General features: G+C 66.5%; 23 protein-coding genes. 9 read left to right on the top strand and 14 right to left on the bottom strand.

Features of this window, described 5'->3' with window-relative positions; translation table 11 throughout:
• Nucleotides 1-280: 280 nt before the first annotated feature.
• From METUNV1_RS01470 to METUNV1_RS01480, 3 genes are read left to right on the top strand one after another with little or no spacing between them, the layout of a single operon-like run.
• Entirely contained in the window at nt 281-2,893 is a 2,613-nt protein-coding gene (locus tag METUNV1_RS01470; RefSeq protein WP_232416277.1) for a TonB-dependent receptor, read from the top strand.
• 59 nt (nt 2,894-2,952) lie between these two features.
• The gene (locus tag METUNV1_RS01475; RefSeq protein WP_008058139.1) at nt 2,953-3,966 is read left to right on the top strand and encodes a PEP-CTERM sorting domain-containing protein; all 1,014 of its coding nucleotides are present in this window, start codon (nt 2,953-2,955) and stop codon (nt 3,964-3,966) included.
• 36 nt (nt 3,967-4,002) lie between these two features.
• Nucleotides 4,003-4,776 (top strand): PEP-CTERM sorting domain-containing protein, encoded by a 774-nt coding sequence (locus METUNV1_RS01480; protein WP_008058141.1) that lies wholly within the window; start codon nt 4,003-4,005, stop codon nt 4,774-4,776.
• 64 nt (nt 4,777-4,840) lie between these two features.
• Here METUNV1_RS01480 and METUNV1_RS01485 read toward each other — a convergent pair whose 3' ends face one another.
• Entirely contained in the window at nt 4,841-5,935 is a 1,095-nt protein-coding gene (locus METUNV1_RS01485) for an NADH:flavin oxidoreductase/NADH oxidase (protein WP_008058143.1), read from the bottom strand.
• A gap of 103 nt (nt 5,936-6,038) precedes the next feature.
• Nucleotides 6,039-6,512 (bottom strand): nuclear transport factor 2 family protein, encoded by a 474-nt coding sequence (locus METUNV1_RS01490; RefSeq protein ID WP_008058144.1) that lies wholly within the window; start codon nt 6,510-6,512, stop codon nt 6,039-6,041.
• 82 nt (nt 6,513-6,594) lie between these two features.
• Here METUNV1_RS01490 and METUNV1_RS01495 point away from each other — a divergent pair, with 82 nt between their 5' ends.
• Nucleotides 6,595-7,197 carry a TetR/AcrR family transcriptional regulator gene (locus tag METUNV1_RS01495; RefSeq protein ID WP_008058146.1) on the top strand — a complete coding sequence of 201 codons (603 nt, stop codon included), beginning with the start codon at nt 6,595-6,597 and terminating at the stop codon, nt 7,195-7,197.
• A 117-nt stretch (nt 7,198-7,314) separates the two neighbouring features.
• Here METUNV1_RS01495 and METUNV1_RS01500 read toward each other — a convergent pair whose 3' ends face one another.
• Both METUNV1_RS01500 and METUNV1_RS01505 read right to left on the bottom strand, forming a co-directional pair.
• Nucleotides 7,315-8,097: a hypothetical protein gene (locus tag METUNV1_RS01500; protein ID WP_008058148.1), complete on the bottom strand. Its 783-nt coding sequence runs from the start codon at nt 8,095-8,097 to the stop codon at nt 7,315-7,317.
• Nucleotides 8,094-8,879 carry a M90 family metallopeptidase gene (locus METUNV1_RS01505; RefSeq protein ID WP_008058150.1) on the bottom strand — a complete coding sequence of 262 codons (786 nt, stop codon included), beginning with the start codon at nt 8,877-8,879 and terminating at the stop codon, nt 8,094-8,096. Before METUNV1_RS01505 ends, METUNV1_RS01500 begins: the two co-directional genes overlap by 4 nt.
• 78 nt (nt 8,880-8,957) lie before the next feature.
• Here METUNV1_RS01505 and METUNV1_RS20075 point away from each other — a divergent pair, with 78 nt between their 5' ends.
• Nucleotides 8,958-9,089, top strand: coding sequence for a hypothetical protein (locus tag METUNV1_RS20075; RefSeq protein WP_269746540.1), 132 nt, complete (start codon nt 8,958-8,960; stop codon nt 9,087-9,089).
• Between the two features lie 104 nt (nt 9,090-9,193).
• Here the strand turns inward: METUNV1_RS20075 and METUNV1_RS01510 are convergent, their stop codons facing one another.
• Nucleotides 9,194-10,213 carry a helix-turn-helix domain-containing protein gene (locus METUNV1_RS01510; protein ID WP_008058152.1) on the bottom strand — a complete coding sequence of 340 codons (1,020 nt, stop codon included), beginning with the start codon at nt 10,211-10,213 and terminating at the stop codon, nt 9,194-9,196.
• A 213-nt stretch (nt 10,214-10,426) separates the two neighbouring features.
• Between METUNV1_RS01510 and eat the strand changes: the two genes are divergently transcribed.
• The 4 genes from eat (at nt 10,427) to eutC (ending at nt 14,991) form a co-directional block, all read left to right on the top strand.
• Nucleotides 10,427-11,827, top strand: coding sequence for an ethanolamine permease (gene eat / locus METUNV1_RS01515; RefSeq protein WP_008058154.1), 1,401 nt, complete (start codon nt 10,427-10,429; stop codon nt 11,825-11,827).
• A gap of 10 nt (nt 11,828-11,837) precedes the next feature.
• A complete protein-coding gene (locus METUNV1_RS01520; protein ID WP_008058156.1) occupies nt 11,838-13,244 on the top strand; it encodes an ethanolamine ammonia-lyase subunit EutB in 1,407 nt (468 codons plus the stop codon).
• Nucleotides 13,245-13,280: 36 nt separating this feature from the next.
• The gene (locus METUNV1_RS01525; protein WP_008058157.1) at nt 13,281-14,126 is read left to right on the top strand and encodes a TorF family putative porin; all 846 of its coding nucleotides are present in this window, start codon (nt 13,281-13,283) and stop codon (nt 14,124-14,126) included.
• 61 nt (nt 14,127-14,187) lie between these two features.
• Nucleotides 14,188-14,991, top strand: a complete 804-nt coding sequence (gene eutC / locus METUNV1_RS01530) for an ethanolamine ammonia-lyase subunit EutC (RefSeq protein WP_008058158.1) — start codon at nt 14,188-14,190, stop codon at nt 14,989-14,991.
• Nucleotides 14,992-15,164: 173 nt separating this feature from the next.
• On the opposite strand, the gene fliN is transcribed toward eutC, so the two are convergent.
• The 9 genes from fliN to fliF all read right to left on the bottom strand — a co-directional run bounded on the left by fliN (nt 15,165) and on the right by fliF (nt 23,986).
• Nucleotides 15,165-15,605, bottom strand: coding sequence for a flagellar motor switch protein FliN (gene fliN / locus METUNV1_RS01535; RefSeq protein ID WP_008058159.1), 441 nt, complete (start codon nt 15,603-15,605; stop codon nt 15,165-15,167).
• Nucleotides 15,602-16,627 (bottom strand): flagellar motor switch protein FliM, encoded by a 1,026-nt coding sequence (gene fliM / locus METUNV1_RS01540; protein ID WP_008058161.1) that lies wholly within the window; start codon nt 16,625-16,627, stop codon nt 15,602-15,604. Before fliM ends, fliN begins: the two co-directional genes overlap by 4 nt.
• A gap of 43 nt (nt 16,628-16,670) precedes the next feature.
• Nucleotides 16,671-17,279 carry a flagellar basal body-associated FliL family protein gene (locus METUNV1_RS01545; RefSeq protein WP_008058163.1) on the bottom strand — a complete coding sequence of 203 codons (609 nt, stop codon included), beginning with the start codon at nt 17,277-17,279 and terminating at the stop codon, nt 16,671-16,673.
• Between the two features lie 154 nt (nt 17,280-17,433).
• The gene (locus METUNV1_RS01550; RefSeq protein ID WP_008058175.1) at nt 17,434-18,453 is read right to left on the bottom strand and encodes a flagellar hook-length control protein FliK; all 1,020 of its coding nucleotides are present in this window, start codon (nt 18,451-18,453) and stop codon (nt 17,434-17,436) included.
• A gap of 71 nt (nt 18,454-18,524) precedes the next feature.
• Nucleotides 18,525-18,962 carry a flagellar export protein FliJ gene (gene fliJ / locus METUNV1_RS01555; protein ID WP_008058176.1) on the bottom strand — a complete coding sequence of 146 codons (438 nt, stop codon included), beginning with the start codon at nt 18,960-18,962 and terminating at the stop codon, nt 18,525-18,527.
• A gap of 96 nt (nt 18,963-19,058) precedes the next feature.
• Nucleotides 19,059-20,531 carry a flagellar protein export ATPase FliI gene (fliI, locus tag METUNV1_RS01560; protein ID WP_008058178.1) on the bottom strand — a complete coding sequence of 491 codons (1,473 nt, stop codon included), beginning with the start codon at nt 20,529-20,531 and terminating at the stop codon, nt 19,059-19,061.
• The gene (locus tag METUNV1_RS01565; RefSeq protein ID WP_008058180.1) at nt 20,524-21,222 is read right to left on the bottom strand and encodes a flagellar assembly protein FliH; all 699 of its coding nucleotides are present in this window, start codon (nt 21,220-21,222) and stop codon (nt 20,524-20,526) included. The genes fliI and METUNV1_RS01565 overlap by 8 nt, the downstream gene beginning before the upstream one ends.
• Nucleotides 21,223-21,252: 30 nt before the next feature.
• A complete protein-coding gene (gene fliG / locus METUNV1_RS01570; protein WP_008058182.1) occupies nt 21,253-22,245 on the bottom strand; it encodes a flagellar motor switch protein FliG in 993 nt (330 codons plus the stop codon).
• Nucleotides 22,238-23,986, bottom strand: coding sequence for a flagellar basal-body MS-ring/collar protein FliF (gene fliF / locus METUNV1_RS01575; protein WP_008058184.1), 1,749 nt, complete (start codon nt 23,984-23,986; stop codon nt 22,238-22,240). Before fliF ends, fliG begins: the two co-directional genes overlap by 8 nt.
• Nucleotides 23,987-24,083: the final 97 nt, after the last annotated feature.

Consider the following 24,083-nt stretch of genomic DNA (forward strand, 5'->3'; position numbering starts at 1 on the left):
CCTGCATTAAAGGTTTTCGTCACCTTATCTGATCTCCCGCCTGCCCGTTGCGGGTCGATCCGCACAAGGACCGATCCGGCCTGCGTACGCCGTGCCCGTCATCCATTCCGGATGAGGGCCCTGGCGGCCGATGCGCACAGCATGCGTCTCCGGAACGGGAAATTTTCCCTGCGTGAATTTGTCGGGATGATTTCCCTGTGTCCGCTGGCCCGGTGCCCAGTACAACTCGCGGAAACAAACTGCCCGTGGTCGTGTAGGAGTCTGTCCTACGCGGAATCCGATGAAGAGGCTCGACAAGCGAGGAGGGGCGGCGTGCTTCGTGCCCGCCCTGGTGCTGCTGTGCGGCAGCGCCACTGCACAGGAAAAGACCGAAGTGCGCCTGGAGGAAGTCAACATCCGTGCGCCGCGCATCATCACGCCGCTGCCCGGCGTGAGCATGGAGCGCGAACAGACCACGGTGAACGTGCAGAGCGCGACCGACGCCGATCTGCGCAACCAGCAGTCGATCAACATCGCCGACTACCTGAATACGCAGGGCCAGTCGATCACGGTGAACGACTACGCCGGCAACCCCTTCCAGCAGGACATCAGCTTCCGCGGCTTTTCCGCCTCGCCGCTGGTGGGCACGCCGCAGGGCCTGTCGGTCTATCTCGATGGCGTGCGGGTGAACGAGCCCTTCGGCGAGGTGGTGAACTGGGATCTGATTCCGACGCTGGCGATTTCCCGCACCGATCTCATCCCGGGCTCCAACCCGCTGTTCGGTCTGAATACGCTCGGCGGCGCGCTGTCGCTGCAGACCAAGTCCGGCTTCACGTCGGAGCGCTTCGAAGCCACCCGTACCCAGGGCTCGTGGGGGCGCAGCCAGAACCAGCTGGCGGTCGGCGGCAACAACGGTACCCTGGCCGGCTTTGTCGCCTTGAGCGAATTCCGCGAGGACGGCTGGCGCAACAACTCGCCCAGCCAGGTGAACCAGTATTTCGGCCGCATCGACGCGCGCATCGGTGCCAGCGAATGGACCGCCTCGCTGCTCAAGGTCGACAACAGGCTGACCGGCAATGGCCTGGTGCCCTATGAGGAATGGCAGATCCGTCCGCAGTCGGTGTTCACCTCGCCGGACACCACGGACAACGATCTCACCCACGTCAATCTGCGCGCCCGCTTTGATGTCAGCGACCGCGACAGCGTGTCGGTGGGCGTGTATCAGCGCAAGCTCACCCAGCGTTCGGTGGGCGGCGACTTCTGGGACGATTTCGACCGTCTGTCCTATGGCCGGCTCGACGACTGCCCGCTGACCCATTTCCCCTTCGTGTCCGCCAACGGCGCCTACGATCCGAACGGTCCGACCTCGCCCGGCTGTCCCGGCTTTTCGCCGAACGGCCTGTTCAATATCGGCGGCACCTCGCAGGAGGCCCTGGGTACCACGGTGCAGTGGGTGCATGTGGGCGACGAGCACCAGCTGGTGTTCGGCGGCACCTTCGACCGCAATGACCTCAGCTACGGTCAGGGCCAGATGCTGGGCTTCATCGACGCCGACCGGAACGTGTACACCGATCCGGCCAAGGCGGCGGACCTCGGTCTGTCGGCGCTGGACACGGTGATCCAGCGCAACTTTCTGACCGGCAGCAACGAATCGCTCTCTTTCTTCGCGACCGATACCTGGACGGTGCGCGACAACCTGTTCGTGAACTACGGCCTGCGCTGGAGTCGCACCCACGTGCGCAACCAGCTGGTGTCGGACAAGCCGATACCGCTCTACCAGTTCACACCGGCCTTCCTGAACAGCCGTCAGCAGCGCTGCGGCACGCTGGCCGACGCCGCGGCCCGTTTCCTGTGTTCCGAAGGTGATTACACCTACTACAGCACCAATCCGTCCTTCGGCGTGTCCTGGCTGCCCGAACCGACGCTCAACCTCTACCTGAACGTAAGTCAGGGGGCGCGCACGCCGTCGGTGATCGAACTGGGCTGTGCGCGCGACAGGGAACTGGAAAACGTGAACAACGGCAAGAGCATCGGCTGCTCGGTGCCGACCGCGCTGACCAGCGACCCCTACCTGCCGCAGGTGCGTTCCTTCAGCACCGAACTGGGCGTGCGCGGCTCGGCCTATGACGGCAAGCTGGAATTCAACGCCACGATGTTCGAAACCCAGCTTGAGGACGACATCCTGTTCGTGTCGCTGGGCCGCAAGAACCGCGGCGTGTTCGACACCTTCAAGCACACCGCACGCCGCGGTTTCGAACTGGGTCTGAACGCCAAGGTCGGGGCACACACCTTCCGCATCGCCTATACCCGCCTCGACGCCAAGTTCGGCTCCTACGCCAAGGTGGTGAACCAGTCGAACAGCAGTTCGAACAGCACCGCCGGACAGCTCAACGAATTCACGATCGAACCGGGCGACCGCATCCCCGGCATTCCGCGCGACGTGCTGCGCATGGGCTGGGCCTTCGACGTAACCGACAAGATGAATGTGGGCATCAACATGATCGCCCACGCGGGCTCGTTTTCGCGCGGCAACGAGAACAACGAACACCAGGCGGGCGGCGACGACAACTTCGGCGAGTCCTTCGGGGGCGGCGCCAACGGGCTCGGCCGCGCCTACCTCGGCAAGGGCACTACCTCCGGCTACGCCATCTTCAACTTTGTCGGCCGCTATCGCATCACCCGCGACCTGACCTTCTTCGCCCGCGTCGACAACATTTTCGACAAGCGCTACGTCACCGCCAGCGAACTCGAACTGAATCCCTTCGTCGCCGGCAGCTTCGGCGGTCGTGATGCCTCCGGCTTCAACTACAACTCGTTCGCATGGACCCATTCGCAGTTCGTCGGGCCGGGCGCGCCGCGTGCCGGCTGGTTCGGACTGACCTATGCCTTTGACACGGTGGCGAGCAGCCGATGAGGGCCGCACCAGTACACACCCACGCCGCACAAGCGGATTCCACCCGAGGAGAGCGCTTCATGAAACTGACGCATCGAACACTGGCCGTGCTGTGTGCGGCCGTCACGCTGCCGGCCCAGGCCGGCGATTTCACCAGTCTGCTGTACGGCACCGGTCCGGGCACCGATCTGAAATGGGGCACCGCCGATGACACCAACGCGGTCGGCGCCGGTCCGGATCGCATCCTCGGCACGGCGGATGACACGACGGCCAAGGTGTCCGGCGCGGGTAATGTGCTGGGCGACAAGCTCTACCTCAAGGTTCCGGATGCACGGGCCGCTACGGCGACGACACCCGCCTACAAGCCCATCCTTTACAGCAGCGAGAACAGCAAGGTACCGCTGGCTATCGATTACTTCGCAACCGAATGGCGCTCCCAGGCCGGGGTGCCTGCGCGCGGCACGCACACCGCACAGGGCACGCTCACGCTGGTGGATTCACACGTCACGTTCGGCGCCTCTCTCGGAGGCGTTGCCATCGGCGATGTCTACGATTTCGTGTTCCGTGACTCGCGCGACAACACGCTGGTGTTCGGTACCCGGGTCGAACTGGGGCAGAAACCGACCTACGATCAGGACGCGGAACTTAATTTCCTCTATCGCTACGGTTTCGTCGAAGGCAGCACCGTGTTCAAGACCGATATTGCCTGGACCTTCCTTGGCAACACCGATCTGCGGCTGTACAACGCGGCCCGCGCTGACCTGCGCAGCCTGATCGGCACGCCGACACTGAATCTGAACGCGGTGTCCTTCCAGTCCGACATCAATCTGTCGGAAGGCAACCCGTTCAGCGGCCTGTACCTGATCAAGACCGATGCCACCGCCTACAAGACCATGGCCGGCGCGATCGGCTATTTCCAGGCGGGCGAGGAAGGGCAGGCACTGCTCTACAACACGATCGCCGGCTTTGCACCGACCGTGCCGCCGCCGGTCGTGGTGCCCAACCTGCCGGTGCCCGAGCCTTCCGAATACGCACTGTTCCTCGCCGGTCTGGGGCTGATCGGTGTGGTCGCGCGCCGTCGCCTGCGCGCCTGAGCCAATTCCTTCCAAAACGACAGTCACGAGGTCAACATGAAACTGAAAGCGCTTGCCTTCTCACTGCTGCTGGGCCTGTCGGCCCAGTCCGCCCACGCCTTCGTCTCCCTGCCGGAGACCGGCCCGCTGCGCATCACCGGCAGCAACAATCCGGCGGCCGATCCGCTCTTCCTGGGCTTCGACTGGAATCCGGCGGACAACGGCTACACCCGTGTAGCCCGCCGCATCAGCTCGGTCATCTATGACGGCACCGACATCGGTACCTTCTACGACTATGTCTATCGCTATACCGATGGCACGCTGGCGTTCGCGTCGCGTTTCGAACTGGACATCGGCGAAATCGACACCGGCGCCTTCGCCTACGAAACCGAAATCAACGACATCCTGCGTCGCGGCTATGCCGGCTACGACGTATCGGTCGGCTGGTACGACTCGGGCAGCGACAGCGACATGCGCCTGCAGAGCGTGGCGCACTCGAATGGCGTGCGCACCCGCCCGACCAATCCGGTCGATGTGTTCGACGACAACGTGGTCGATTTCCGCACCGACGTTTCGGTCGAGGAAGAGAACCCGACCACCGGCTGGTACGTGCTGAAGACCAACGCGACCGAATTCACCTATCTGGTCGATGCGGTCACCATCCGTCAGGCGCCGAGTCTTGACGGCGTGTCGCCGCCGCTGCGCACCGCCACCTTTGAAGGCTTCGCGCCGGTCACCGCGCCGGTGCCGGAACCGGAAACCTATGCACTGCTGCTGGCCGGCCTGGGCATGGTGGGTCTGGCGGCCCGCCGTCGCAAGCAGCCCTACTGAGCATCACGCTCGTCCCGGGCAACCGGGCGTTTCGTTCGAGCCGGGCCTGTGCCCGGCTCTTTTTTCAGCCGAACAGACGGGATACCTCGCGCGGCGCGCAGCGCAGATACTGCGGCGCCACCTTCATCTGCGCGCCCAGTCTGGCGGCGGCGTGCCACGGCCAGCGCGGGTCATACAGCATGGCGCGTGCGACGCCGATCAGATCGGCCTGTCCGGCGGCCAGTATCGATTCCGCCTGTTCCGCTTCGGTGATCAGGCCGACCGCAATGGTGGGCAGGCCCACCGCGGCGCGGATGCGCTCGGCGAAGCCCACCTGATAGCCGGGCACGGCCGGAATCTGCTGTGCGGTCGACACGCCGCCGCTCGACACGTGGATGAAATCCGCGCCGCGCGCCTTCAGCGCCTGCGCCAGTACCACGCTCTGTTCGACGTCCCAGCCGCCGTCCACCCAGTCGCTGGCGGAAATGCGCATGCCCACCGGCCGCTCGTGCGGAAAGGCTTCGCGTACCGCATCGAACACTTCGAGCGGAAAGCGCAGCCGGTTTTCCAGCGAGCCGCCGTAGCCGTCGGTCCGCGCATTCGCCAGTGGCGACAGGAACTGGTGCAGCAGATAGCCGTGTGCGCCATGTACCTCGATGGCGTCAATGCCCAGCCGCGCCGCGCGGCGGGCGGCCTCGACGAAGGCGCTGCGCACCCGGCGCAGGCCGTCGGCATCCAGTGCCTGCGGTGGATGCTCGTGCGCGGCGTGCGGAACAGGGGAGGGCGCCACCGTCTGCCAGCCGCCTGCGGACGGCGCGATCTGCGCGCCGCCTTCCCACGGTCGGGCGACCGAGGCCTTGCGACCGGCGTGCGCCAGCTGTATCGCGATCGGCATGTCCGAATGCGCGTGGGTGGCGGCCAGCACTCGACGCAGCGCCGCCTCGTTGTCGTCGTTCCACAGACCGAGGTCGGCGGCGGAAATGCGGCCTTCCGGCTCGACCGCGGTCGCCTCGATCACGAACAGGCCGGCGCCCGACAGCGCCATCTGGCCGACATGCATCAGATGCCAGTCGGTGGCGTTGCCGTCGAGTGCCGAGTACTGGCACATCGGCGCGATCACGATGCGGTTGGGCAGCTGCAGGCGGCCGATGGCGTAGGGCTGGAAAAGGAGGCTGGACATGAGGGCGTCTTTCACTGAGCGGTGATGGTGCGGCAGTGCCGCGCGCCGGGAATCTACCCTGATCGCGGCGCAGAGGCGAAGTTCGCGCCTCAGCGCCTCCGCCTTAAAGGCCCAGATCGGACAGCCCCGGATGGTCGTCCGGCCGGCGGCCCTGCGGCCAGCGGAACAGGCGCTCGGACTCGCTGATCGCCAGGTCGTTGATGCTGGCGTGGCGGCGCGCCATCAGCCCGTTGTCGTCGAACTCCCAGTTCTCGTTGCCGTAGGCGCGGAACCACTGGCCGGCGTCGTCGTGCCACTCGTAGGCGAAGCGCACCGCGATGCGGTTGCCGGAGGTGCACCACAGTTCCTTGATCAGCCGGTACTCGTGCTCCTTCGCCCACTTGCGGGTCAGGAAGTCCACGATTTCGGCACGGCCGGTCACGAATTCCGAGCGGTTGCGCCAGCGGCTGTCGGCGGTGTAGGCGAGCGATACCCGCTGCGGGTCGCGGCTGTTCCAGCCGTCTTCGGCGGCGCGCACTTTCTGTGCGGCGGTGTCTGCGGTGAAGGGCGGCAGCGGCGGGCGTGCGATGTCGGTCATGGCGGTGCTCCGGTGGTGACAGAAAAGAGACAGGTCTGTCTATATGCTTGAACAAGACAGATCTGTCTGTCAACATGCATTCATGTTCACAACCCTCGACAATCTCGCCGGTCCCGGTCCGCAGCCTGACCAGGACGCGCGCACCCGCGTGCTCGAATGCGCCTACCGGCTGTTCTACCGGCACGGCCTGCGCGCCACCGGCATCGACCGCATCATTGCCGAGTCCGGCGTGGCCAAGGCCTCCTTCTATCGCCACTTTCCGACCAAGCAGGCGCTGGTCGAGGCCTATCTGGACCTGCGCCACGCGCGCTGGATGGGCTGGATGGAAAGCCGGCTGTCGGCGGCGCCGGATGCGCGGGCCTGGCTGGCCGCGCTGCCGGACGCACTGGACGACTGGTTCCGCGCGCCCGGCTTCCGCGGCTGCGCCTTCATCAACGGGCATGCCGAAGCCGGTACCGAAGCGCCCGCGATGACGGTCACTCACAAGCGCGAACTGGCGGCGCGCATCGCACGGGCCTGCGCGGAGGCCGGACTGGCGCCGCCCGACGAGGTCGCTGCCGATCTGCTGCTGGCCACCGAGGGGGCCATCGTGCGCGCGCAGATGGAGGGAGCGGACGCGGCGCGTGGGCCGCTGCTGCGGGCGTTCGCGCGGGTGCTGGCGGGGCCGGAGCGGGCGGCGGCCTGACCGGCCCGGGCACCTGCGCGGATCAGGCCTCTCAAGGTCAGCAGCGACACCGGTCGCCCTCCGGGCGGAAGCACGCCGCCACTGGCCGAGGGGAGCAGCCCCGATCCGGGCGGGTGCCTAGCGCGGGTCAGTGTGCGTTCCGGTGCGCCACCAGGCCTGCATGGCCCGCCCGGACGGTTCGGCGGTTTCGCCAGCGGGATTCAGCGGCCAGTGCCAGTGCGGACCGGCGCTCCAGCCCCCGGCTGCGAGGCGCACCGGCAGGCCCGGCAGCAGTACCTCGTCCGGCGTGTCCGGCCGGGTCTGCGCGTATTCGATGATGAGGCAGGCATGCGGCACGCGGCTCAGCGCGTCGACGTGGGCCTGCTGTATCGACGCGCCGTAGCGTTCGACGCCGGCGTCGCTGTCGCCGCGATCCAGCCGCGCCGAGCACGGCAGCAGCGGCAGCTGCGACAGCAGGTTCACCGAGGCGCACCAGGCGTCGGCCGGCATCGCGGGCGCGGCCTGCAGCGGGTCACGCGACAGGTCGTCGAGCACGCCGCTCACGTCCTGGTGCACGCAGCGCACCCGGCCTGGGTGGCGGGCAGCTTCGGCGCGGGCCACCGGGCCGAAGCACACGTCGACGAGATCGACCGTGTCGAACAGTTCGAGCACCGCCTGCAGCGGCACATCCTGCAGCAGGCCGGCGCCCATGATCCAGGCGCGCCGCGGGGCGTCCGGCGACATGGCGGCAAGGCGGGCGGACGCGAGCAGGGCGCTGCGGGTCTGCTCGACATGCCCGGCCCAGTGGGTGCGCAGGCGGCGGTGCCGCACCGCGAGCGCCGCCGCTTCGCGGCGCAGGCCCAGACGCTGTGCCGCGGGCAGGCAGTCCAGCCGCGCCCAGGCGAACAGTTCCTCGATCACGGGGCGGTCGGTGGAAACAGCGCGCGGGCGCGCGGCGCCAGATCCAGCCGGTAGAACTGCGCGAGCTGCTCGTACAGATCCGGCCAGGTCTGCTGGATCAGATCCGGAATCTCGAAGAAGCACTCGGACATGACCGCGAAAAACTCGGCCGGGCTTTCCGCGGCGTAGGGGTCGATGCCGGTGTCCACGCCGGCGTCCACGTCGGCGCAGAAGCGTTCGTAGGCCGTCGACCACACGCGTGCCCAGCGCTGCACGCTCATGCCGGCGTGCAGCGGCGGCAGGCCGTCCGCCTCGCCATTGCGCATGTCCAGCTTGTGCGCGAATTCGTGGATCACCACATTGATGCCGTCGGCCGCCAGCGATTCCGGCTGCCACGACAGCAGCACCGGGCCGCCTTCCCAGGCCTCGCCCACCAGCGTGTCCTCGTACTCATGCACCACGCCGACGTCGTCGGTCACCCGCCGGGGCACGATGAAATCGCCCGGATAGACGACTACGCCCACCCAGTCGTCGTACCAGTCCAGACCGAGACGCAGCACCGGCAGACAGGCCTGCAGCGCTATCTCCAGCAGCATGTCGTCGCTCAGTGCGGTGTCGTGCGCGCCGTGGAATTCCTTGGTCGCGACGAAGCGGCGCGCCAGTTCGCGCAGCGCCGGGCGGTCGACCGGGTCGAGGAAATCGAGAAAGGGCAGCCGGGCCTCGATGCGCGCCCACTGGGCGGCCGGCACCTCGGGCAGGTCGGGTTCGGACGGCGCGAACGCGCGCCGAAGCCAGTGCAGCATGCGGTGACAATCCTTGCTTGATCGGGGGCGGGGGAGCGCCTATCGTAAAGGCTCTTCAACCACGAAAGGAGGTGATCCGTGATGAAACGTCTCGCGATCCTGCTGGGGCTGGCGATGTTTGCGTCGTCTGCCGCCGTTTTTGCCTGCCCGGGCGACAAGCACGGTGACGCCAAACCCCAGAGCTCCCAGCCGGAAAAACCGAAGACCTGATTCAGACCTGATTCAAACGCCCAACTGTCGTGAGACAGGTGGGTGCAGGGCGGCCGCGCAAGCGGTCGCCCTTTTTGTTTGCGCGCGGCGGATGAAAGCCGGGTTCAGACGCCGGACAGCGAGCGCTTGAGCGTGGCCGAGGGCAGTTCGCCGAACAGTTCGCGGTAGTCGTGCGAGAAGTGGCCCAGATGCCAGAAGCCCCAGTGCATGGCGACGTCGTGCACGCTGCGCGCCGGATCGCTGCCGTACTGCAGCGCACGCCGTACCGCGTTCAGGCGTACCCGCTTCAGGTAGTCCTTGGGCGCCATGCCGAGCACGGTGTTGAAGTGGTTCTGCAGCGTGCGGCGGGTGACATGCAGCCGCTCGCACAGATCATCGACACCGTCCATCGCCGATTCCGGCTGCAGCGCGAAGCGGCGTGCCTGCATCACCACGTCAAAGCGGCGCTGTTCGAGCGCGGTGCGGGCCGGCGGCTCGGGGCTGTCGCCCAGGCTGTCCAGCAGCAGGTCGACCAGATCGGCGCACAGATCGCCCGAAGGCGTGGTCGCGCCGGCCGGATCCAGCAGGCCCTCTATCAGGAAACACAGTTCGCTGTGCCGCGCCGGGCTGATCGCGCGGCTGGCGACCGAGCCATGGGTGATCAGGTGTTCCAGCCGGTGGCCGTGCTGGCCCTTCAGCCGGGCGGCCAGCCAGTCCTCGTCGGCCACGATGCCGTAGATGCCAAAGTCGCGCGGCGTGCGCAGCGTGAAGCCGCTGCTGGCGCGCGCCATCATCAGATGCACCCCATCGCTGTGCGGCCGGCCGCAGAAACGCACTTCACCGGTGCGCGACAGATCGGGCAGGCCCATCCATACCGAGCCGGCCCAGGGGCCGCACTGCTGGCTGGTTTCCTGCTCGGTGTACTCGTGGAAAACCTGCAGCCGCGGGCCTTCCTCGGCCAGCCGTTCACGGATGCAGCCGGTGAACACACCGCCCGACAACTGCTCGTATTCCTGATGCCAGCGCGAAATATTGTCCGCATGCTCGGCCACGTCGTGGCTGCGGCTGATGCGGATGCCGTCACCCGGCACGCTTCTGTCGGCGTGTTCCGGATTCCGTGCTGGCGCGAAGTCGTTCTGTCCCATTTGAGCTTCTCCTCCTGTCGCTCGCGCGAACAGGAATGTACCGTTGTTACGGGGATTTAGCATCAGCCGTGCCAGACGGCGACCTCAGGTTTTCCGATTCCGGATAGTGCGCCGCACACGACTTTTCCGATTCCGGATAGTCGGGATTCCATCCCCGGTGCTCGAATGGAAAAAGGTTCCGCGTGGGGCGGAACGGATCCGGGAGAAAAAAACATGTCGTCAACACTGAATGCGGGGCAGGGTGGTCCGCAGTCGCTGAAAAAGGTGCTGGGCCCGCTGCAGCTGTGGGGCATCGCGGTCGGCCTGGTCATTTCGGGCGAGTACTTCGGCTGGAGCTATGGCTGGAACACCGCCGGCACGCTGGGCTTTCTGGCGGCGACCGTGCTGGTGGCCGCGATGTACGCGACCTTCATCTTCAGCTTCACCGAACTGTCGACCGCGATTCCGCATGCTGGCGGTCCGTTCGCCTACGCGCGCCGTGCCTTCGGGCCTTTCGGCGGCTTTGTCGCCGGCTTTGCCACACTGGTCGAGTTCGTGTTCGCGCCACCGGCCATTTCGCTGGCCATCGGCGCCTATCTGAACGTGCAGTTCCCCAGCGTCGATCCGAAAATGATCGCGCTCGGCGCCTATGTGGTGTTCATCGCGCTGAACTGGGTGGGTGTCAGCATCGCGGCGACCTTCGAGCTGTTCGTGACCCTGCTGGCCATCTTCGAACTGCTGCTGTTCATGGGCATCGTGGCCCCCGGCTGGAGCTTCGACAACTTCATCGCCCACGGCTGGTCTGGCGAGAACGAGTTCTCCGGCGCCGCGCTGGCCGGCATTTTCGCCTCCATTCCGTTCGCGATCTGGTTCTTCCTGGCGATCGAAGGCGCAGCCATGGCAGCCGAAGAGGCACGGGACCCGAAGCGCACCATTCCGGTCGCCTACATCGCCGGCATCCTGACCCTGCTCACGCTCGCCTTCGGCGTCATGCTGTTCGCTGGCGGTGTCGGCGACTGGCGCCAGCTGGCCAACATCAACGACCCGCTGCCGCAGGCGATGAAGGCGGTGGTCGGCGACAACAGCGGCTGGCTGCACATGCTGGTGTGGATCGGCCTGTTCGGTCTGATCGCCTCTTTCCACGGCATCATCATGGGCTACTCGCGCCAGATCTTTGCGCTGGCCCGCGCTGGCTACCTGCCGTCCTACTTCGCCGCGCTCAGCCCGCGCTTCCAGACGCCGCACCGCGCGCTGCTGGCCGGTGGCGTGATCGGCGTGGCCGCCATCTTCAGCGACTCCTGGATCAGCTTCGGCGGCCAGACGCTGACCGCCAACATCGTGACCATGTCGGTGTTCGGTGCCATCGTCATGTACATCATGTCCATGGCGTCGCTGTTCAAGCTGCGTGCCACCGAGCCCGATCTGGAACGTCCGTACCGCGCGCCGTTCTATCCGGTATTCCCGGCGATCGCGCTGGCGCTCGGCGTGTTCTGCCTGGGGGCGATGGTGTGGTTCAACACCCTGCTGGCCGGCGTGTTCCTGGGCCTGTTCGCACTGGCCGCCGCCTACTTCTTCCTGACCGGCCAGCAGCGCGCCGATGCGCCGGAAGACGCGATGCTGGCAGGCAGCCGCTGAGGAGAACGACATGGCGTATCGCGTCATGGTGGGAGGTGAAACCTTCACCTTCCCCGACCTGAAAACGGTGATGGCCTGCGCCAGCCCGGCCCGCTCCGGCGACGTGCTGGCCGGCGTGGCGGCCGGTTCGGCGCTGCGCCGGGTGGCGGCGCGGCACGCGCTGGCCGACATCCCGCTGACCACTTTCCTGAACGAGGCGCTGGTGCCGTACGAGGAGGACGAAATCACCCGCCTCATCATCGACAGCCATGACCGCGCCGCCTTCGCGACCATCGCCCACCTGACCGTGGGCGGTTTCCGCGAATGGCTGCTGGACGACGCGGCCGACGCCGACGCGCTGAGCGCGGTGTCGCCGGGCCTGACGCCGGAAATGGTGGCGGCGGTGAGCAAGCTCATGCGCAACCAGGACCTGATCGCGGTGGCGCGCAAATGCCGTGTGGTGACGCAGTTCCGCAACACCATCGGCCTGCCCGGCCATCTTGCGGTGCGGCTTCAGCCCAATCATCCGACCGACGATCTGCGCGGCGTGGCCGCCTCGACGCTGGACGGCCTGCTGTGCGGGGCCGGCGACGCGGTGATCGGCATCAACCCGGCCTCCGACAGTCTGCCGGCCATCCACAATCTGCTGTCCATGCTGGACGAGCTGATCGAGCGCTTCGACATTCCGACCCAGAGCTGCGTGCTGACCCACGTGACCAATACGGTGAAGCTGATCGAGCAGGGCGCGCCGGTGGATCTGGTGTTCCAGTCGGTCGGCGGCACCGAAAAGACGAACAGCTCGTTCGGCGTCAGCCTGGCGGTGCTGGACGAGGCTTACCAGGCTGCGCTGTCGCTCGGCCGCGGCACGCTCGGCGACAACGTCATGTACTTCGAGACCGGACAGGGCAGCGCGCTGTCGGCCAACGCCCACCACGGTGTGGACCAGCAGACCTGCGAGGCGCGCGCCTATGCGGTGGCGCGTCGCTACAAGCCGCTGCTGATCAACACCGTGGTCGGCTTCATCGGTCCGGAGTATCTGTACGACGGCAAGCAGATCATCCGCGCCGGGCTGGAGGACCACTTCTGCGGCAAGCTGCTCGGCCTGCCGCTGGGCTGCGACGTCTGCTACACCAACCACGCCGAAGCCGACCAGGACGACATGGACACGCTGCTGGTGCTGCTCGGCGCCGCCGGCATTCCGTTCGTGATCGGCGTGCCGGGGGCGGACGACATCATGCTCAATTACCAGAGCACCTCCTTCCACGACGCGCTGTTCCTGCGCCGCACGCTGGGCCTGAAGCGCGCGCCCGAATTCGAGCGCTGGCTGCAGTCCATCGGCCTCACCGACCCGACCGGCGAACTGCTGCGCGGCAGCGGTCGCGCACTGGTCGATGGCTTTTCGTCGCTGGCCGCGCTGCCGACACCGCGCGCGGCCTGAACGGAACCGAATCCCCTTACGAAAACTGGAGTCACGATGAACACACGCATCCGCATCCTCGCTGCCGCCTGCGCAGCCCTCGGCCTGCTGCCGGCCGCGCATGCCGCCGACCCGGCACCGGCCTCCGACTGGACCGTGCCGATGAGCGTCACCCTGGTCAGCGACTACATCTTCCGCGGCCAGTCCCAGACCTGGGGCGGCCCGGCGCTGCAGGTGAGCATCGAGGCGGCGCACAGTTCCGGCTTCTACGCCGGTTTCTTCGCTTCCAACGTGTCCGACCACTGGCTGCCGGGCGCGGCGGTTGAAACCGACCTCTACGGCGGCTACCGCACCAAGGTCGCCGACACCTTCGGCGTCGATGTCGGCGCGGTGTATTACATGTATCCGGGCGCCAACTGGAGCGATTCGCCCTTTACCGGCTTCAACGCCCGCAACCGTCTCGACACCGCCGAAGCCTATGTGGCAGTGAGCTGGGAATGGCTCACCTTCAAGACCGGTCGCACGCTGAATGAGTATTTCGGCTGGAGCACCAACAACTCGCCGGTCAATGGCGGTTTCTTCGGCGACCTGAATGCCGGCGTCACCGGAAACACCCGCGGTTCGCACTACTTCGAACTGAACGCGGCCTACGATGTGGCCGAAGGCTGGAACGTGAGCGGCCAGATCGGTCGCCAGATCGTGCGTCATTCGACCGGGCTGGACATCAGCTACTACAAGGTCGGCGTCACCCGCACGCTGCCCGACGGCTGGTCGGCCGGTCTGTTCTATTCGGCGTCCAGCGAGCCGAACGCGTACAAGGACTTCGTCAGTCTGGACAATGGCCGCTCGACCTCCGATATCGCGAAGGACAAGGTGTTCGTGAGCGTCACCAAGGCGTTCTGATGTGCGGGCGGTGCCGCGGCGCATGCAGCGGTACCGCCCACGTGAAGCGAAGAGAGTTCCGATGGCTGATGATGACAAGCAGTCCGCCCTGAGCGACAACGGTGACGCCTGGGCGCTGTGGAAGACCTGGACTTCGGCGCGCATCGGTCTGGGCCGCGTGGGTACCTCGGTGCCCACCGCCGAAGCCCTGGGCTTCGGGCTGGCGCACGCGCTTGCGCGCGACGCCATCCATACGCCGCTGGACGTGGCCGCGCTGGCGGCCGAACTGAATGCCCAGGGCTGGCCGGCACTGCCGGTGAAAAGCCGGGCGCCGGACCGTGAAACCTATCTGCGCCGCCCCGATCTGGGCCGCCGGCTCGACGCCGACGACCGGGTGCGGCTGGACGGCATGCGTGGCGAGGGCTGCGATCTGGCGATCGTGATCGGCGACGGCCTGTCGTCCGCCGCGGTGGCACGGCACGCGGTACCGCTGCTCGGTGCGCTGTATCCGCTGCTGCCGGAGGACTGGTGCATCGCGCCGGTGGTGATCGCCAGTCAGGCCCGGGTGGCGCTGGCCGACGAAGTGGGCGAGGCGCTGGGCGCGCGCATGGTGGCCATGCTGATCGGCGAGCGGCCGGGCCTCAGTTCGCCGGACAGCCTGGGCATCTACCTGACCTGGGCGCCGCGCGTGGGCCGCTCGGATGCCGAGCGCAACTGCATTTCGAACGTGCGGCCGGAAGGCCAGCCCTATGGCGCTGCCGCCTACCGCCTGAACTGGCTGATGCAGCAGGCCGGCGTACTGCAGCTGACCGGGGTCGGCCTGAAGGACGAAAGCGACGCCACCCTGCCGCTGGTTGCCCCCGACGGTACGCCACGGCTGGAGTGAGCCGCGGGACACCCGCGAAGCGGACGCGAGAGGTCGGAAAGAGAGAGCGTCAGGGATCAGGGCGTGGTGCCCTGATCCCTGCCGCTTTTTTCGTTGTTGCAGCGGAAACAAAAAGGGCGACCCGCGGGTCGCCCGAAGCCTGATCCATGTCCGGGATCAGGAGGAGGTGTTCGTCAGCGCTTGAGCTTCTTCATGCGCTCTGCCGGGGTGATGATGTCGGTCAGGCGGATGCCGAACTTGTCGTTCACCACCACCACCTCACCCTGTGCGATCAGGGTGCCATTCACCAGCACGTCCATCGGTTCGCCGGCCATTCCGTCCAGTTCCACCACAGAGCCGTGGCCCAGCTGCAGCAGGTTGCGAATGGAAATCTTGGTACGGCCCAGTTCGACGGTGAGCTGGACCGGAATGTCCAGAATCATTTCGAAGTCGCGCAGGCCTTCGTCCGGCTTGTGCGCGCTTTCCCCGAACTGGGGGAAGATGTTGGCCGGTTGCGCGGCGGCGGGCGCACCGGAATCGAGTGCGGCCAGCGCTTCTTCAGCGGTGGTCTGTTCCGCCATCGCGGCGGCCCAGTCGTCCTCGCTGACCTGGTCTTCTGCAGCGGCTTCGCTCATGGCTGTTCCTCACCTGTGTTCTTGCTGCGCGCGCCGAGCGCGTGCTCGATCAGTTCTTCCTCACCGGCCATGAAGCGCTCGATCTTCAGTGCGTAATGGCCGTTCTGTATGCCGTACCTGCACTCCAGAACATCGATGCCATCGACTTCGGCTTTGACCGTTTCTGGAATGGTTATCGGAATGATGTCGCCGACCTTTAGGCTGTTCAGACCGCCCAGCGTGAGCGATCCGTCACCGAGATGCACCACCAGTTCCACCGCCGCGTCCTGCACCTGGCGGGTGAGCAGGCGTATCCAGCGGTTGTCCGAACTGACGCTGTCGCTCTGCATCGACGAGTTCAGAGTGTCGCGCAGCGGCTCGACCATGGAGTAGGGCAGGCAGATGTGCATTTCCGCCGATACGCCGCCCAGTTCGACGGTGAAGGTGGCCGCCACGACGATTTCCGACGGGGTGGCGATGTTGGCGAACTGCGAATTCATTTCCGAGCGGATGTACTCGAACTTGATCGCGTGCACCGGTTCCCAGGAGCGCTCGTATTCCGCGAAGAACACTTCCAGCAGCCCGTGGATGATGCGCTGTTCGGTCAGCGTGAAATCGCGGCCCTCGACCCGGGTGTGGAAGCGGCCATCGCCCCCGAACATGTTGTCGATGACCAGAAAGACCAGATTGGGGTCGAACACCACCAGCCCGGTGCCGCGCAGCGGCTTGACCTGGACCAGATTCAGATTGGTCGGCACCACCAGGTTGCGGATGAATTCCGAATACTTCTGGACGCGGATCGGCCCGAGCGAGATTTCGGCGCTCCGCTGCATGAAATTGAACAGGCCGATGCGCAGGTAGCGGGCGAAGCGCTCGTGGATCAGTTCCAGCGTGGGCATGCGCCCGCGGACGATTCTTTCCTGGGTCCCCAGGTTGTACGGGCGTACGCCGCCGGTGTCCTCTTCCTGGACTGTCTCGTCGGTTTCGCCGGTGACGCCCTTGAGCAGGGCATCCACCTCTTCCTGGGAAAGAAAGTCGGACATGTTCGACCTCGTCTGTGCCTGTTGCGCTATGCCGGCCGTGACATCACTGCACGATGAATGAGGTGAACAGCACCGCCTCGACCGGACCGATCGGCTCCTGCGGCTCACCCTTGCGGCTCTTCGGCACCTCGCCGACGATGGCATTGACCGCGTGCTTCACTTCTTCGGCCAGCTGTTCGCGGCCATCCGGTGTGGCCAGCTCGGACGCCTTCTTGCCCGACAGCAGCAGCAGCACCTTGTGGCGGATTTCCGGCATGTAGGCCTTCAGATGATCGGCCGCATGCTGTTCATCGACCCGCAGCGTCGCCTTCACCTGCAGATACTGATCGGTCGCGCTTTCCGCCTGCAGATTGACCGTGAAGGGGTCGAGTTCGACGAACACCGGCGGCAGACCCTTGGCTTCGGCTTCCTTCTTCTTCTTCAGCTTGGCCTTCCTGGCTTCCTTGGCCGCGGCGTCATGGTCCTCTTCGGCCACCACCTCGTCGCCCCCATCCTCGCCCTCGTCCGCGTGCTTGTTACCCATCAGGAAGAACGCGGCGGCGCCACCCACGATCACCACCACCAGCACGGCGATGATGATGATGAGCATCTTGTTGCCCTTCTTGGGGGCCTCTGCTCCAGCGTCTTCCGGGGTTGCGGCGGCTTTGGCCATTTCGTCTGCTCCTGTCTGAATCGGAATTGTCGGCGGGCACTGATGCCTTTCAATGTCCGAATAACGGCTGAATGTTCCGTTTTTTTAGAGCTGGTGCCGTTTTCTGACTCAACAGGTGCAATCAGACCTTCAGGGCGTGCGCTTTCGGTCCGCCTCAGGCAAACAGATCGACCAGGCCGACGCCGCGCCGGGCCGCCGGGGCGACCGCGATATCGCCACCGCTGTCGCGACCCCGCTGACCGCGGGAATCACCGCCGCTGCCGCCGTCGCGCGAAGGCTGGTCGCTGCTCACATTGGCTTCGCCCAGCGAAATGCCGCTCTGGGCGAGCATTTCGCGCAGTCGCGGCATGGCCTGTTCGAGCGCCTCGCGCACCTGCGGGCTGGCCGATACGAACTGCGCGGTACTGAGGTCGGTGCCGATTTCGAGCTTGATCTCGATGCGACCCAGATGCGGCGGCGTGAGCACCAGCTCCGCCTTGCTCGTGCCCTGTTCAGCCAGCCAGGTGATCTGGTGGCCGACGTCTTCCGCCCAGCCCGGATGAGTGATCGGCGTGGCCACCGCCATTTCGGTCTTCGGCGCCTGGGCGGCGGCCATGTGCGCGCGGAAATCCGCGTGCTGTGCATGCTGCAGCGTACCTGAGGTGCCGTCGGCGAAGCTGTCCTTGAGCAGTTCGTTGGCGCGCTCCAGTTCCGGCACCGCTTTGCCGGCGGCATCGGCCGCGCTGCCGCCCTCGGCGGCAATCCCTGCCGCCTGCCGCGACAGGGCGGCAAGATCGTCACCCTTTGCGCGGCTACCCCCTTCGGTGGCCGACGCCAGCGCGTCGTCCGCCGCGTCGCCTGAAGGCTGCATGCCCTTGAGGGCTTCTGCCTGCTGCAGCGCCGGTGCCAGCAGCAGCGCGGCGGCCATGGCTTCGGCGCCTGCCGGCAGGTCCTCGCTGGTGATCAGGGTCTGCACGTCCTCGTCCGGCTTCATGGCATCGGCCATGAGGTCGGCCAGCAGTCCGGGCGGCAATTCCTTGCCCTGGCTGGCCTGCAGATTGTCCTTGAGCAGATTGGCAAAGCTGGCCGCGTCTTCCGCGCCCAGCTCGCCGGTGACTGCGCGTGCTTCGCTGACCGGGGCGGAACCCGCCAGTGGCGTGGCGCTCGTGGGAATGTTCAGTGCGATATCAGGCATGTTGAAGTCTCCTGTGACGGAGGCTTCAGAGCACTATCCGTGCCAGCCTTGAGTGTGCTGAGGCGCTCGTTTCAGTCCTGATTCACCTGACGACCGGAGCGGTCGTCGGCTACCCGCTGTTCCGCCTTGGCCTGCTTGCGCTGCACCGTGACCTGATGGCGGTCGGACAGGGTTTCGAAGGCCTTCACCCGGGTGCGGGTATCCAGCCATTCGCGCTGTCCGGCCTGTGCGCGGTCGCGGGAGTGATCGACCTGGCGCTGCTGATGGACGATGGCGTCGTCGATGCGCGCCAGGAAGGCGCGGTAGTTCGACCACTGGTTGGGCGTGAGGCCGGTACGTGCGGCCGCCATGAACTGCCCCTGATACTCGGCACGATACTGCTCGAGCATCTGGAGCTTCTGGGTCTGATCCTTCTCGCTGGCCATCAGCGCGGCGAGGGCCTTGGCGGCCTCGTCCATGCGGGTGATGCTCAGGTCGAGTATGGATTGGAGTCGGAATGCGTCAGCCATGGTCCGGCAGATTCTATCCGCACGCCGGGTTCAGGCGTGATCTGAGTCAAGCATTTTCGGCTTGCCACGGATTTTTGCAATCCGTCCGCGTGAAGGTCAGGGGGTAAGTCCGAAGATCTGGTGCAGTTTGAGCACCGCGTCTTCATAGCCCTCGCGCTCGTCCATGCGCTGCTGCAGGAAGGCTTCAAGCGTCGGGAACATGTTCACCGCCTGGTCGAGCTGCGGATCGGACCCGGGGGCGTAGGCACCGACCGCGATCAGGTCGCGTGCCCGCTGATAGCGCGACCACAGGCCCTTGAAGCGGCGCACCAGATCGAAGTGGCTGGGTTTGACCAGACCGTGCATCGCGCGCGACACCGACTGTTCGATGTCGATCGCCGGATAGTGGCCGGAATCGGCGAGCTGGCGGGTGAGCACGAAGTGACCGTCCAGGATGGCGCGCGCCGAGTCGGCGATCGGATCCTGCTGGTCGTCGCCCTCGGCCAGCACCGTGTAGAACGCGGTGATCGAACCGCCGCCTTCCGGGCCGTTGCCGGCCCGCTCGACCAGCTGCGGCAGCCGTGCGAACACGCTCGGCGGATAACCGCGCGTGACCGGCGGTTCGCCGATGGCCAGCGCGATCTCGCGCTGCGCCATCGCGTAACGGGTGAGCGAATCCATGATGAGCAGCACATGGCGGCCCTGGTCGCGGAACCACTCGGCCACCGTCGTGGCGTAGGCTGCGCCCTGCAGCCGCATCAGCGGGCTGGTGTCCGCCGGTGCCGCCACCACGACCGAACGCTGCAGCCCGGCAGCGCCCAGGATCTGTTCGATGAATTCCTTCACCTCGCGGCCCCGTTCGCCGATCAGCCCGACCACGACCACCTCGGCCGACGTGAAGCGGGCCATCATGCCCAGCAGCACCGACTTGCCGACGCCGGAACCCGCGAACAGGCCGATGCGCTGACCGCGGCCGACGGTGAGCAGCGAATTGATCGACCGTATGCCGGTATCCATCGTGCGCTTGATCGGTTCGCGCAGCAGCGGGTTCACCGCGCGGCTGGCCACCGAACGCGAATGACGGGTCACGATCGGACCCATCCCGTCGAGCGGACGGCCTGCGCCATCGACCACGCGGCCGAGCAGCGCATCGCCGACCGGCAGGTGCTTGGCGCGGTCGGACGCGCGCCGGCGCGGCTCAAGACGTTCGGTGGTGGTGGGGCGCTGCGGCGCGGTTTCCAGCGGAATGACCTGTGCCCCGGGCGCGAGGCCGACCACGTCGTCGGTCGGCATCATGAACAGCTTTTCGCCGTTGAAGCCGACCACTTCCGCCTCGCAGCTGTTGCCGCCGGGCACCATGATGCGGCAGCCCGACCCGAGCGGCAGCTTGAGGCCGGCGGCTTCCATCACCAGTCCGTTGATGCGGGTCAGGCGGCCGGCGTGCTGATACGGGCTTACCCGGCCGGCCAGCGTGCCGCAGTCGGACAGGAAACCGGCCCACTTGCCGATGTGCGGATTGACCGCATCGCTGGCGTCTTCGGCGCGCTCGCCTTGGGTAAGGAGCACCTCGTCGGTCACGCTGTCACTCATGGTCCATCCATTCCGCGCCGTCGACCAGCGATTCGACAATGCGGCGCCAGCGCGTGGGCACGGTGGCGTCGATCTGGCTGCCGCCTGCTTCCACCTTGCAGCCGCCCCGGGCAATCGTGACGTCCTCGAAGATGCGGTGGCCGGCGTGGGTAAGCTGGTCGCCGATGTGGCTGCGCACCACCGATGCGTCTTCCGGATTCAGATAGATGGCGGTGTGCTGGTGCGGCAGCTGGTTGATGGCCTCGCGCACCACCGCGATCACCGCTTCGGGGTTCACACGTATGGTCTGGCGCACCACGTTGCGGGCGATTTCGACGCTGAGATTGAGCACCTCGCGCGCGATCGAGGTATCGAGCGCGGCCAGCGCCTCTTCCAGCTGTTCGACGGCGCTGTGCAGGCGCATCGCTTCCATGCGCACGCGGGCGGTGCCTTCCTCGTAGCCGGCCGCATAGCCTTCGCGGTGCGCTTCCTGCTGCAGCTTCTCGATGTCGTCCGCGGTGGGCAGGCGAAAGGCCGGAATCTCTTCCTCGCTCACCTCCGCGCTGTCGACCGCGACCGCGTCGGCCGGCTCAGCGTCTACCGCCGGCGGCAGGTCGATTTCGACCGCGGATGGCGCAGGTGCGGCAGGGGCAGGCGACTGCGGTGCGTCGAACACCGGCAGCTGCCAGGCGGAAAAGTGTTGTCCTGTCATGGTGTCGAGCCGGTCGGGCGAATGCCCCGATTACAGCATTTCCTCGCCGCCCTTGCCGCCCATGACGATCTGGCCCTCTTCCGCGAGGCGGCGGGCGATCTTGAGGATTTCCTTCTGTTCGGCCTCGACCTCGGACAGCTTGACCGGACCGCGACCTTCCAGATCCTCGCGCAGCGATTCGGCGGCGCGCGAAGACATGTTCTTGAATATCTTCTCGCGCAGTTCCGGCGACGCACCCTTGAGCGACAGCACCAGCTGGTCGCCGCTGACTTCGCGCAGCAGGGTCTGGATGCCGCGGTCGTCGATGTCGAGCAGGTTCTCGAACACGAACATTTCGTCGACGATCTTCTGCGCCAGGTCGGCGTCGTACTCCTTGACCGCATCGAGAATGGCCGATTCGTTGGCGCTGCCGACGAAGCCGAGGATTTCCGCGGTGGCCTTGATGCCGCCCAGCGTGGTTTTCTTCATCTTGGCCGAGCCGGACAGCACGCGCGACATGGCGTCGTTCAGTTCCTTCAGCGCCACCGGCTGCACACCGTCCAGGGTCGCGATCCGCAGCACCACGTCGTTGCGCAGTCGTTCGGCGAACAGCTTGAGCACCTCGGCCGCCTGGTCGAATTCCAGGTGGGTCAGGATGGTGGCGATGATCTGCGGATGTTCGTTCTTGATCAGATTGGCGATGGTGGCCGGGTCCAGCCACTTCAGGCCTTCGATGCCGGCGGTATCCGAGTCGTTCAGGATGCGCGACAGCAGGTGGCCGGCGCGTTCCTCACCCAGCGCCTTGGTGAGCATGTTGCGGATCAGCGTTTCGTCGGCTGACAGGCGGCTGCCGGCCGACGTGGCTTCGTCGAACAGATCGAGCACCGCCTGCACCTTCTCGCGCGGCACATTCTTCAGCCCGGCCATCGCGGTACCGATCTTCTGCACTTCGCGCGGACCCAGATGCTTGAGCACCTCGGCCGCCGCGTCCTCACCGAGCGTCACCAGCAGCAGCGCGCTCCGCTCAATGCCTTCTTCATTCATCGCCGCTCACCCAGTGCTTGATCACTTCGGCCACCGCCTTCGGATCGTTCTTCGCGTATTCGCGTGCCGCACCCAGCTTGGTTTCGAAGTCGAGCTGGGCACGCGCCTCCGGCGACATCTCGATCTGGGCGGCGTCGCCGCCCTGCAGGGCACCGACCGGCTGGCCGTTCTCGTCCAGCGTCACGTCGCGCACTTCCGGTTCTTCGTCCTCGGTGTCCGCTGGCGTGGTCAGGCTGCGTACCAGCGGGCGCAGCACGCCCAGCAGCAGGTAGGCGGCAACGCCGGCGACCAGCAGGTACTTGATGAGCTCGCGCGCAAAGCCCATCGTTTCCGGATCCTTCCAGATCGGGGTATCGAGCTCGGGCTCGGCCACTGCGGTGAAGGGCGCGGACGCCACGTTCAGCGTGTCGCCGCGTGCCTCGTTGAAGCCCATCGCTTCACGTGCCAGTGCAGTGATGCGCTGGATTTCCTCGTCCTTCAGCGGCACCGGCACCGCCTTGCCGTCCTTGTCGGTCTCGACCTTCTGGTTCACCAGCACCGCCACCGACAGCCGCTTGATCTGGCCCACCGACTGCTTCACGTGCTGGACGGTCTTGTCCAGTTCGTAATTGGTGGTCGAATCCTTGCGGCTGTTGATCGGAACGGCCGCGCTGGTCGCCGCCTGCGCACCCTGGGCGCCGGCCGCGCCGGTGGCCGGTGCAGGCGTGCCCGGCGCCGGCGGCGTGGTGATCGGTGCGGTGGCCGGTGCCGGCGGCTGGTTGGTCAGCGCACCCGGCACGCCACCCGCGTTCGGCTGGTTGCTCACCGATTCGCTGAGCTGCTGGCTGCGGATGGCGGCCTGCGGCAGCGGGTTCGGCTTGTAGGTTTCTGCGGTCTGCTCAGCCTGGTTGAAGTCGACGTCGGCGGCGGTCTGCACCCGGTAGTTGCCGCGGCCCACCAGCGGTTCCAGGATGCCTTCGATGCGCCGTATCGTGGCGGCCTCGATCTCGCTCACATACTTGAGCTGGGTCGGATTCAGCGAGGCATTGTCCTTGGCGTCGCGGTTGTTCGACAGCAGATTGCCGTTCTGGTCCAGCACCGACACCGCGGCCGGCTGCAGCTGCGGCACGCTGGAGGCCACCAGATGCACGATGCCGCCGACCTGTTCCGGCGACAGCGTGCGGCCGCCGAGCAGGCTCACCACCACCGAAGCCGACGGCTTCTGGTCGTCGCGCAGGAAGGCGCTCTGCTTGGGAATGGCCAGATGCACCCGGGCGCCATCGACCGCAGCCAGCGTACCGATGGTGCGCGCCAGTTCGCCTTCCAGTGCGCGCTGATAGGTCACCTGTTCGGAAAACTGGGACTGGCCGAGCTTCTGGCTTTCCATCAGTTCGAAGCCGACCGATCCGCCACGCGGCAGGCCCTGGGCGGCCAGCTTGAGCCGGGTGTCGTGCACGAACTGCGACGGCACCAGGATGGCGTGACCGCCTTCCGAGTATTTGTACGGAACGTTGGCCTGCTGCAGCGCTGCGACGATGGCGCCGCCGTCCTTGTCGTTGATGTTGGAGAACAGCACCTCGTAGTTGGGCGCCCGGCTCCACAGCAGCAGGCCGACCAGCAGCGCGATCGCCATCGCCAGCCCGCCGGCCAGCGCCATTTTCTTCTGCATCGGCATCGCGGCCAGGCGCTGCTGCGCAAGCGCGAGCGGCGTCGAGGGCAGGGCGGACGGTGCGGCGTTCGGATCGAGTACGGCTTCGGCCATGGTTCGTCTCTTGCGGTTGCTCGCCGGGCCGTGCCATCCAGCGGGCACGACCGGTACTTCTGCGAGGATGGCACGGATTTTCGGACTGTCCCGCGCG

It is taken from the genome of Methyloversatilis universalis FAM5 (assembly GCF_000214035.2).
In the GTDB taxonomy this organism is placed as follows: domain Bacteria; phylum Pseudomonadota; class Gammaproteobacteria; order Burkholderiales; family Rhodocyclaceae; genus Methyloversatilis; species Methyloversatilis universalis.

What these genes read in the sequence shown, in the direction of transcription:
- METUNV1_RS01470 (WP_232416277.1), top strand. Translation starts at nt 281, where the DNA reads ATGAAGAGGCTCGACAAGCGAGGAGGGGCGGCGTGCTTCGTGCCCGCC.
- METUNV1_RS01475 (WP_008058139.1), top strand. Translation starts at nt 2,953, where the DNA reads ATGAAACTGACGCATCGAACACTGGCCGTGCTGTGTGCGGCCGTCACG.
- METUNV1_RS01480 (WP_008058141.1), top strand. Translation starts at nt 4,003, where the DNA reads ATGAAACTGAAAGCGCTTGCCTTCTCACTGCTGCTGGGCCTGTCGGCC.
- METUNV1_RS01485 (WP_008058143.1), bottom strand. Translation starts at nt 5,935, where the DNA reads ATGTCCAGCCTCCTTTTCCAGCCCTACGCCATCGGCCGCCTGCAGCTG.
- METUNV1_RS01490 (WP_008058144.1), bottom strand. Translation starts at nt 6,512, where the DNA reads ATGACCGACATCGCACGCCCGCCGCTGCCGCCCTTCACCGCAGACACC.
- METUNV1_RS01495 (WP_008058146.1), top strand. Translation starts at nt 6,595, where the DNA reads ATGTTCACAACCCTCGACAATCTCGCCGGTCCCGGTCCGCAGCCTGAC.
- METUNV1_RS01505 (WP_008058150.1), bottom strand. Translation starts at nt 8,879, where the DNA reads ATGCTGCACTGGCTTCGGCGCGCGTTCGCGCCGTCCGAACCCGACCTG.
- METUNV1_RS01510 (WP_008058152.1), bottom strand. Translation starts at nt 10,213, where the DNA reads ATGGGACAGAACGACTTCGCGCCAGCACGGAATCCGGAACACGCCGAC.
- eat (WP_008058154.1), top strand. Translation starts at nt 10,427, where the DNA reads ATGTCGTCAACACTGAATGCGGGGCAGGGTGGTCCGCAGTCGCTGAAA.
- METUNV1_RS01520 (WP_008058156.1), top strand. Translation starts at nt 11,838, where the DNA reads ATGGCGTATCGCGTCATGGTGGGAGGTGAAACCTTCACCTTCCCCGAC.
- METUNV1_RS01525 (WP_008058157.1), top strand. Translation starts at nt 13,281, where the DNA reads ATGAACACACGCATCCGCATCCTCGCTGCCGCCTGCGCAGCCCTCGGC.
- eutC (WP_008058158.1), top strand. Translation starts at nt 14,188, where the DNA reads ATGGCTGATGATGACAAGCAGTCCGCCCTGAGCGACAACGGTGACGCC.
- fliN (WP_008058159.1), bottom strand. Translation starts at nt 15,605, where the DNA reads ATGAGCGAAGCCGCTGCAGAAGACCAGGTCAGCGAGGACGACTGGGCC.
- fliM (WP_008058161.1), bottom strand. Translation starts at nt 16,627, where the DNA reads ATGTCCGACTTTCTTTCCCAGGAAGAGGTGGATGCCCTGCTCAAGGGC.
- METUNV1_RS01545 (WP_008058163.1), bottom strand. Translation starts at nt 17,279, where the DNA reads ATGGCCAAAGCCGCCGCAACCCCGGAAGACGCTGGAGCAGAGGCCCCC.
- METUNV1_RS01550 (WP_008058175.1), bottom strand. Translation starts at nt 18,453, where the DNA reads ATGCCTGATATCGCACTGAACATTCCCACGAGCGCCACGCCACTGGCG.
- fliJ (WP_008058176.1), bottom strand. Translation starts at nt 18,962, where the DNA reads ATGGCTGACGCATTCCGACTCCAATCCATACTCGACCTGAGCATCACC.
- fliI (WP_008058178.1), bottom strand. Translation starts at nt 20,531, where the DNA reads ATGAGTGACAGCGTGACCGACGAGGTGCTCCTTACCCAAGGCGAGCGC.
- METUNV1_RS01565 (WP_008058180.1), bottom strand. Translation starts at nt 21,222, where the DNA reads ATGACAGGACAACACTTTTCCGCCTGGCAGCTGCCGGTGTTCGACGCA.
- fliG (WP_008058182.1), bottom strand. Translation starts at nt 22,245, where the DNA reads ATGAATGAAGAAGGCATTGAGCGGAGCGCGCTGCTGCTGGTGACGCTC.
- fliF (WP_008058184.1), bottom strand. Translation starts at nt 23,986, where the DNA reads ATGGCCGAAGCCGTACTCGATCCGAACGCCGCACCGTCCGCCCTGCCC.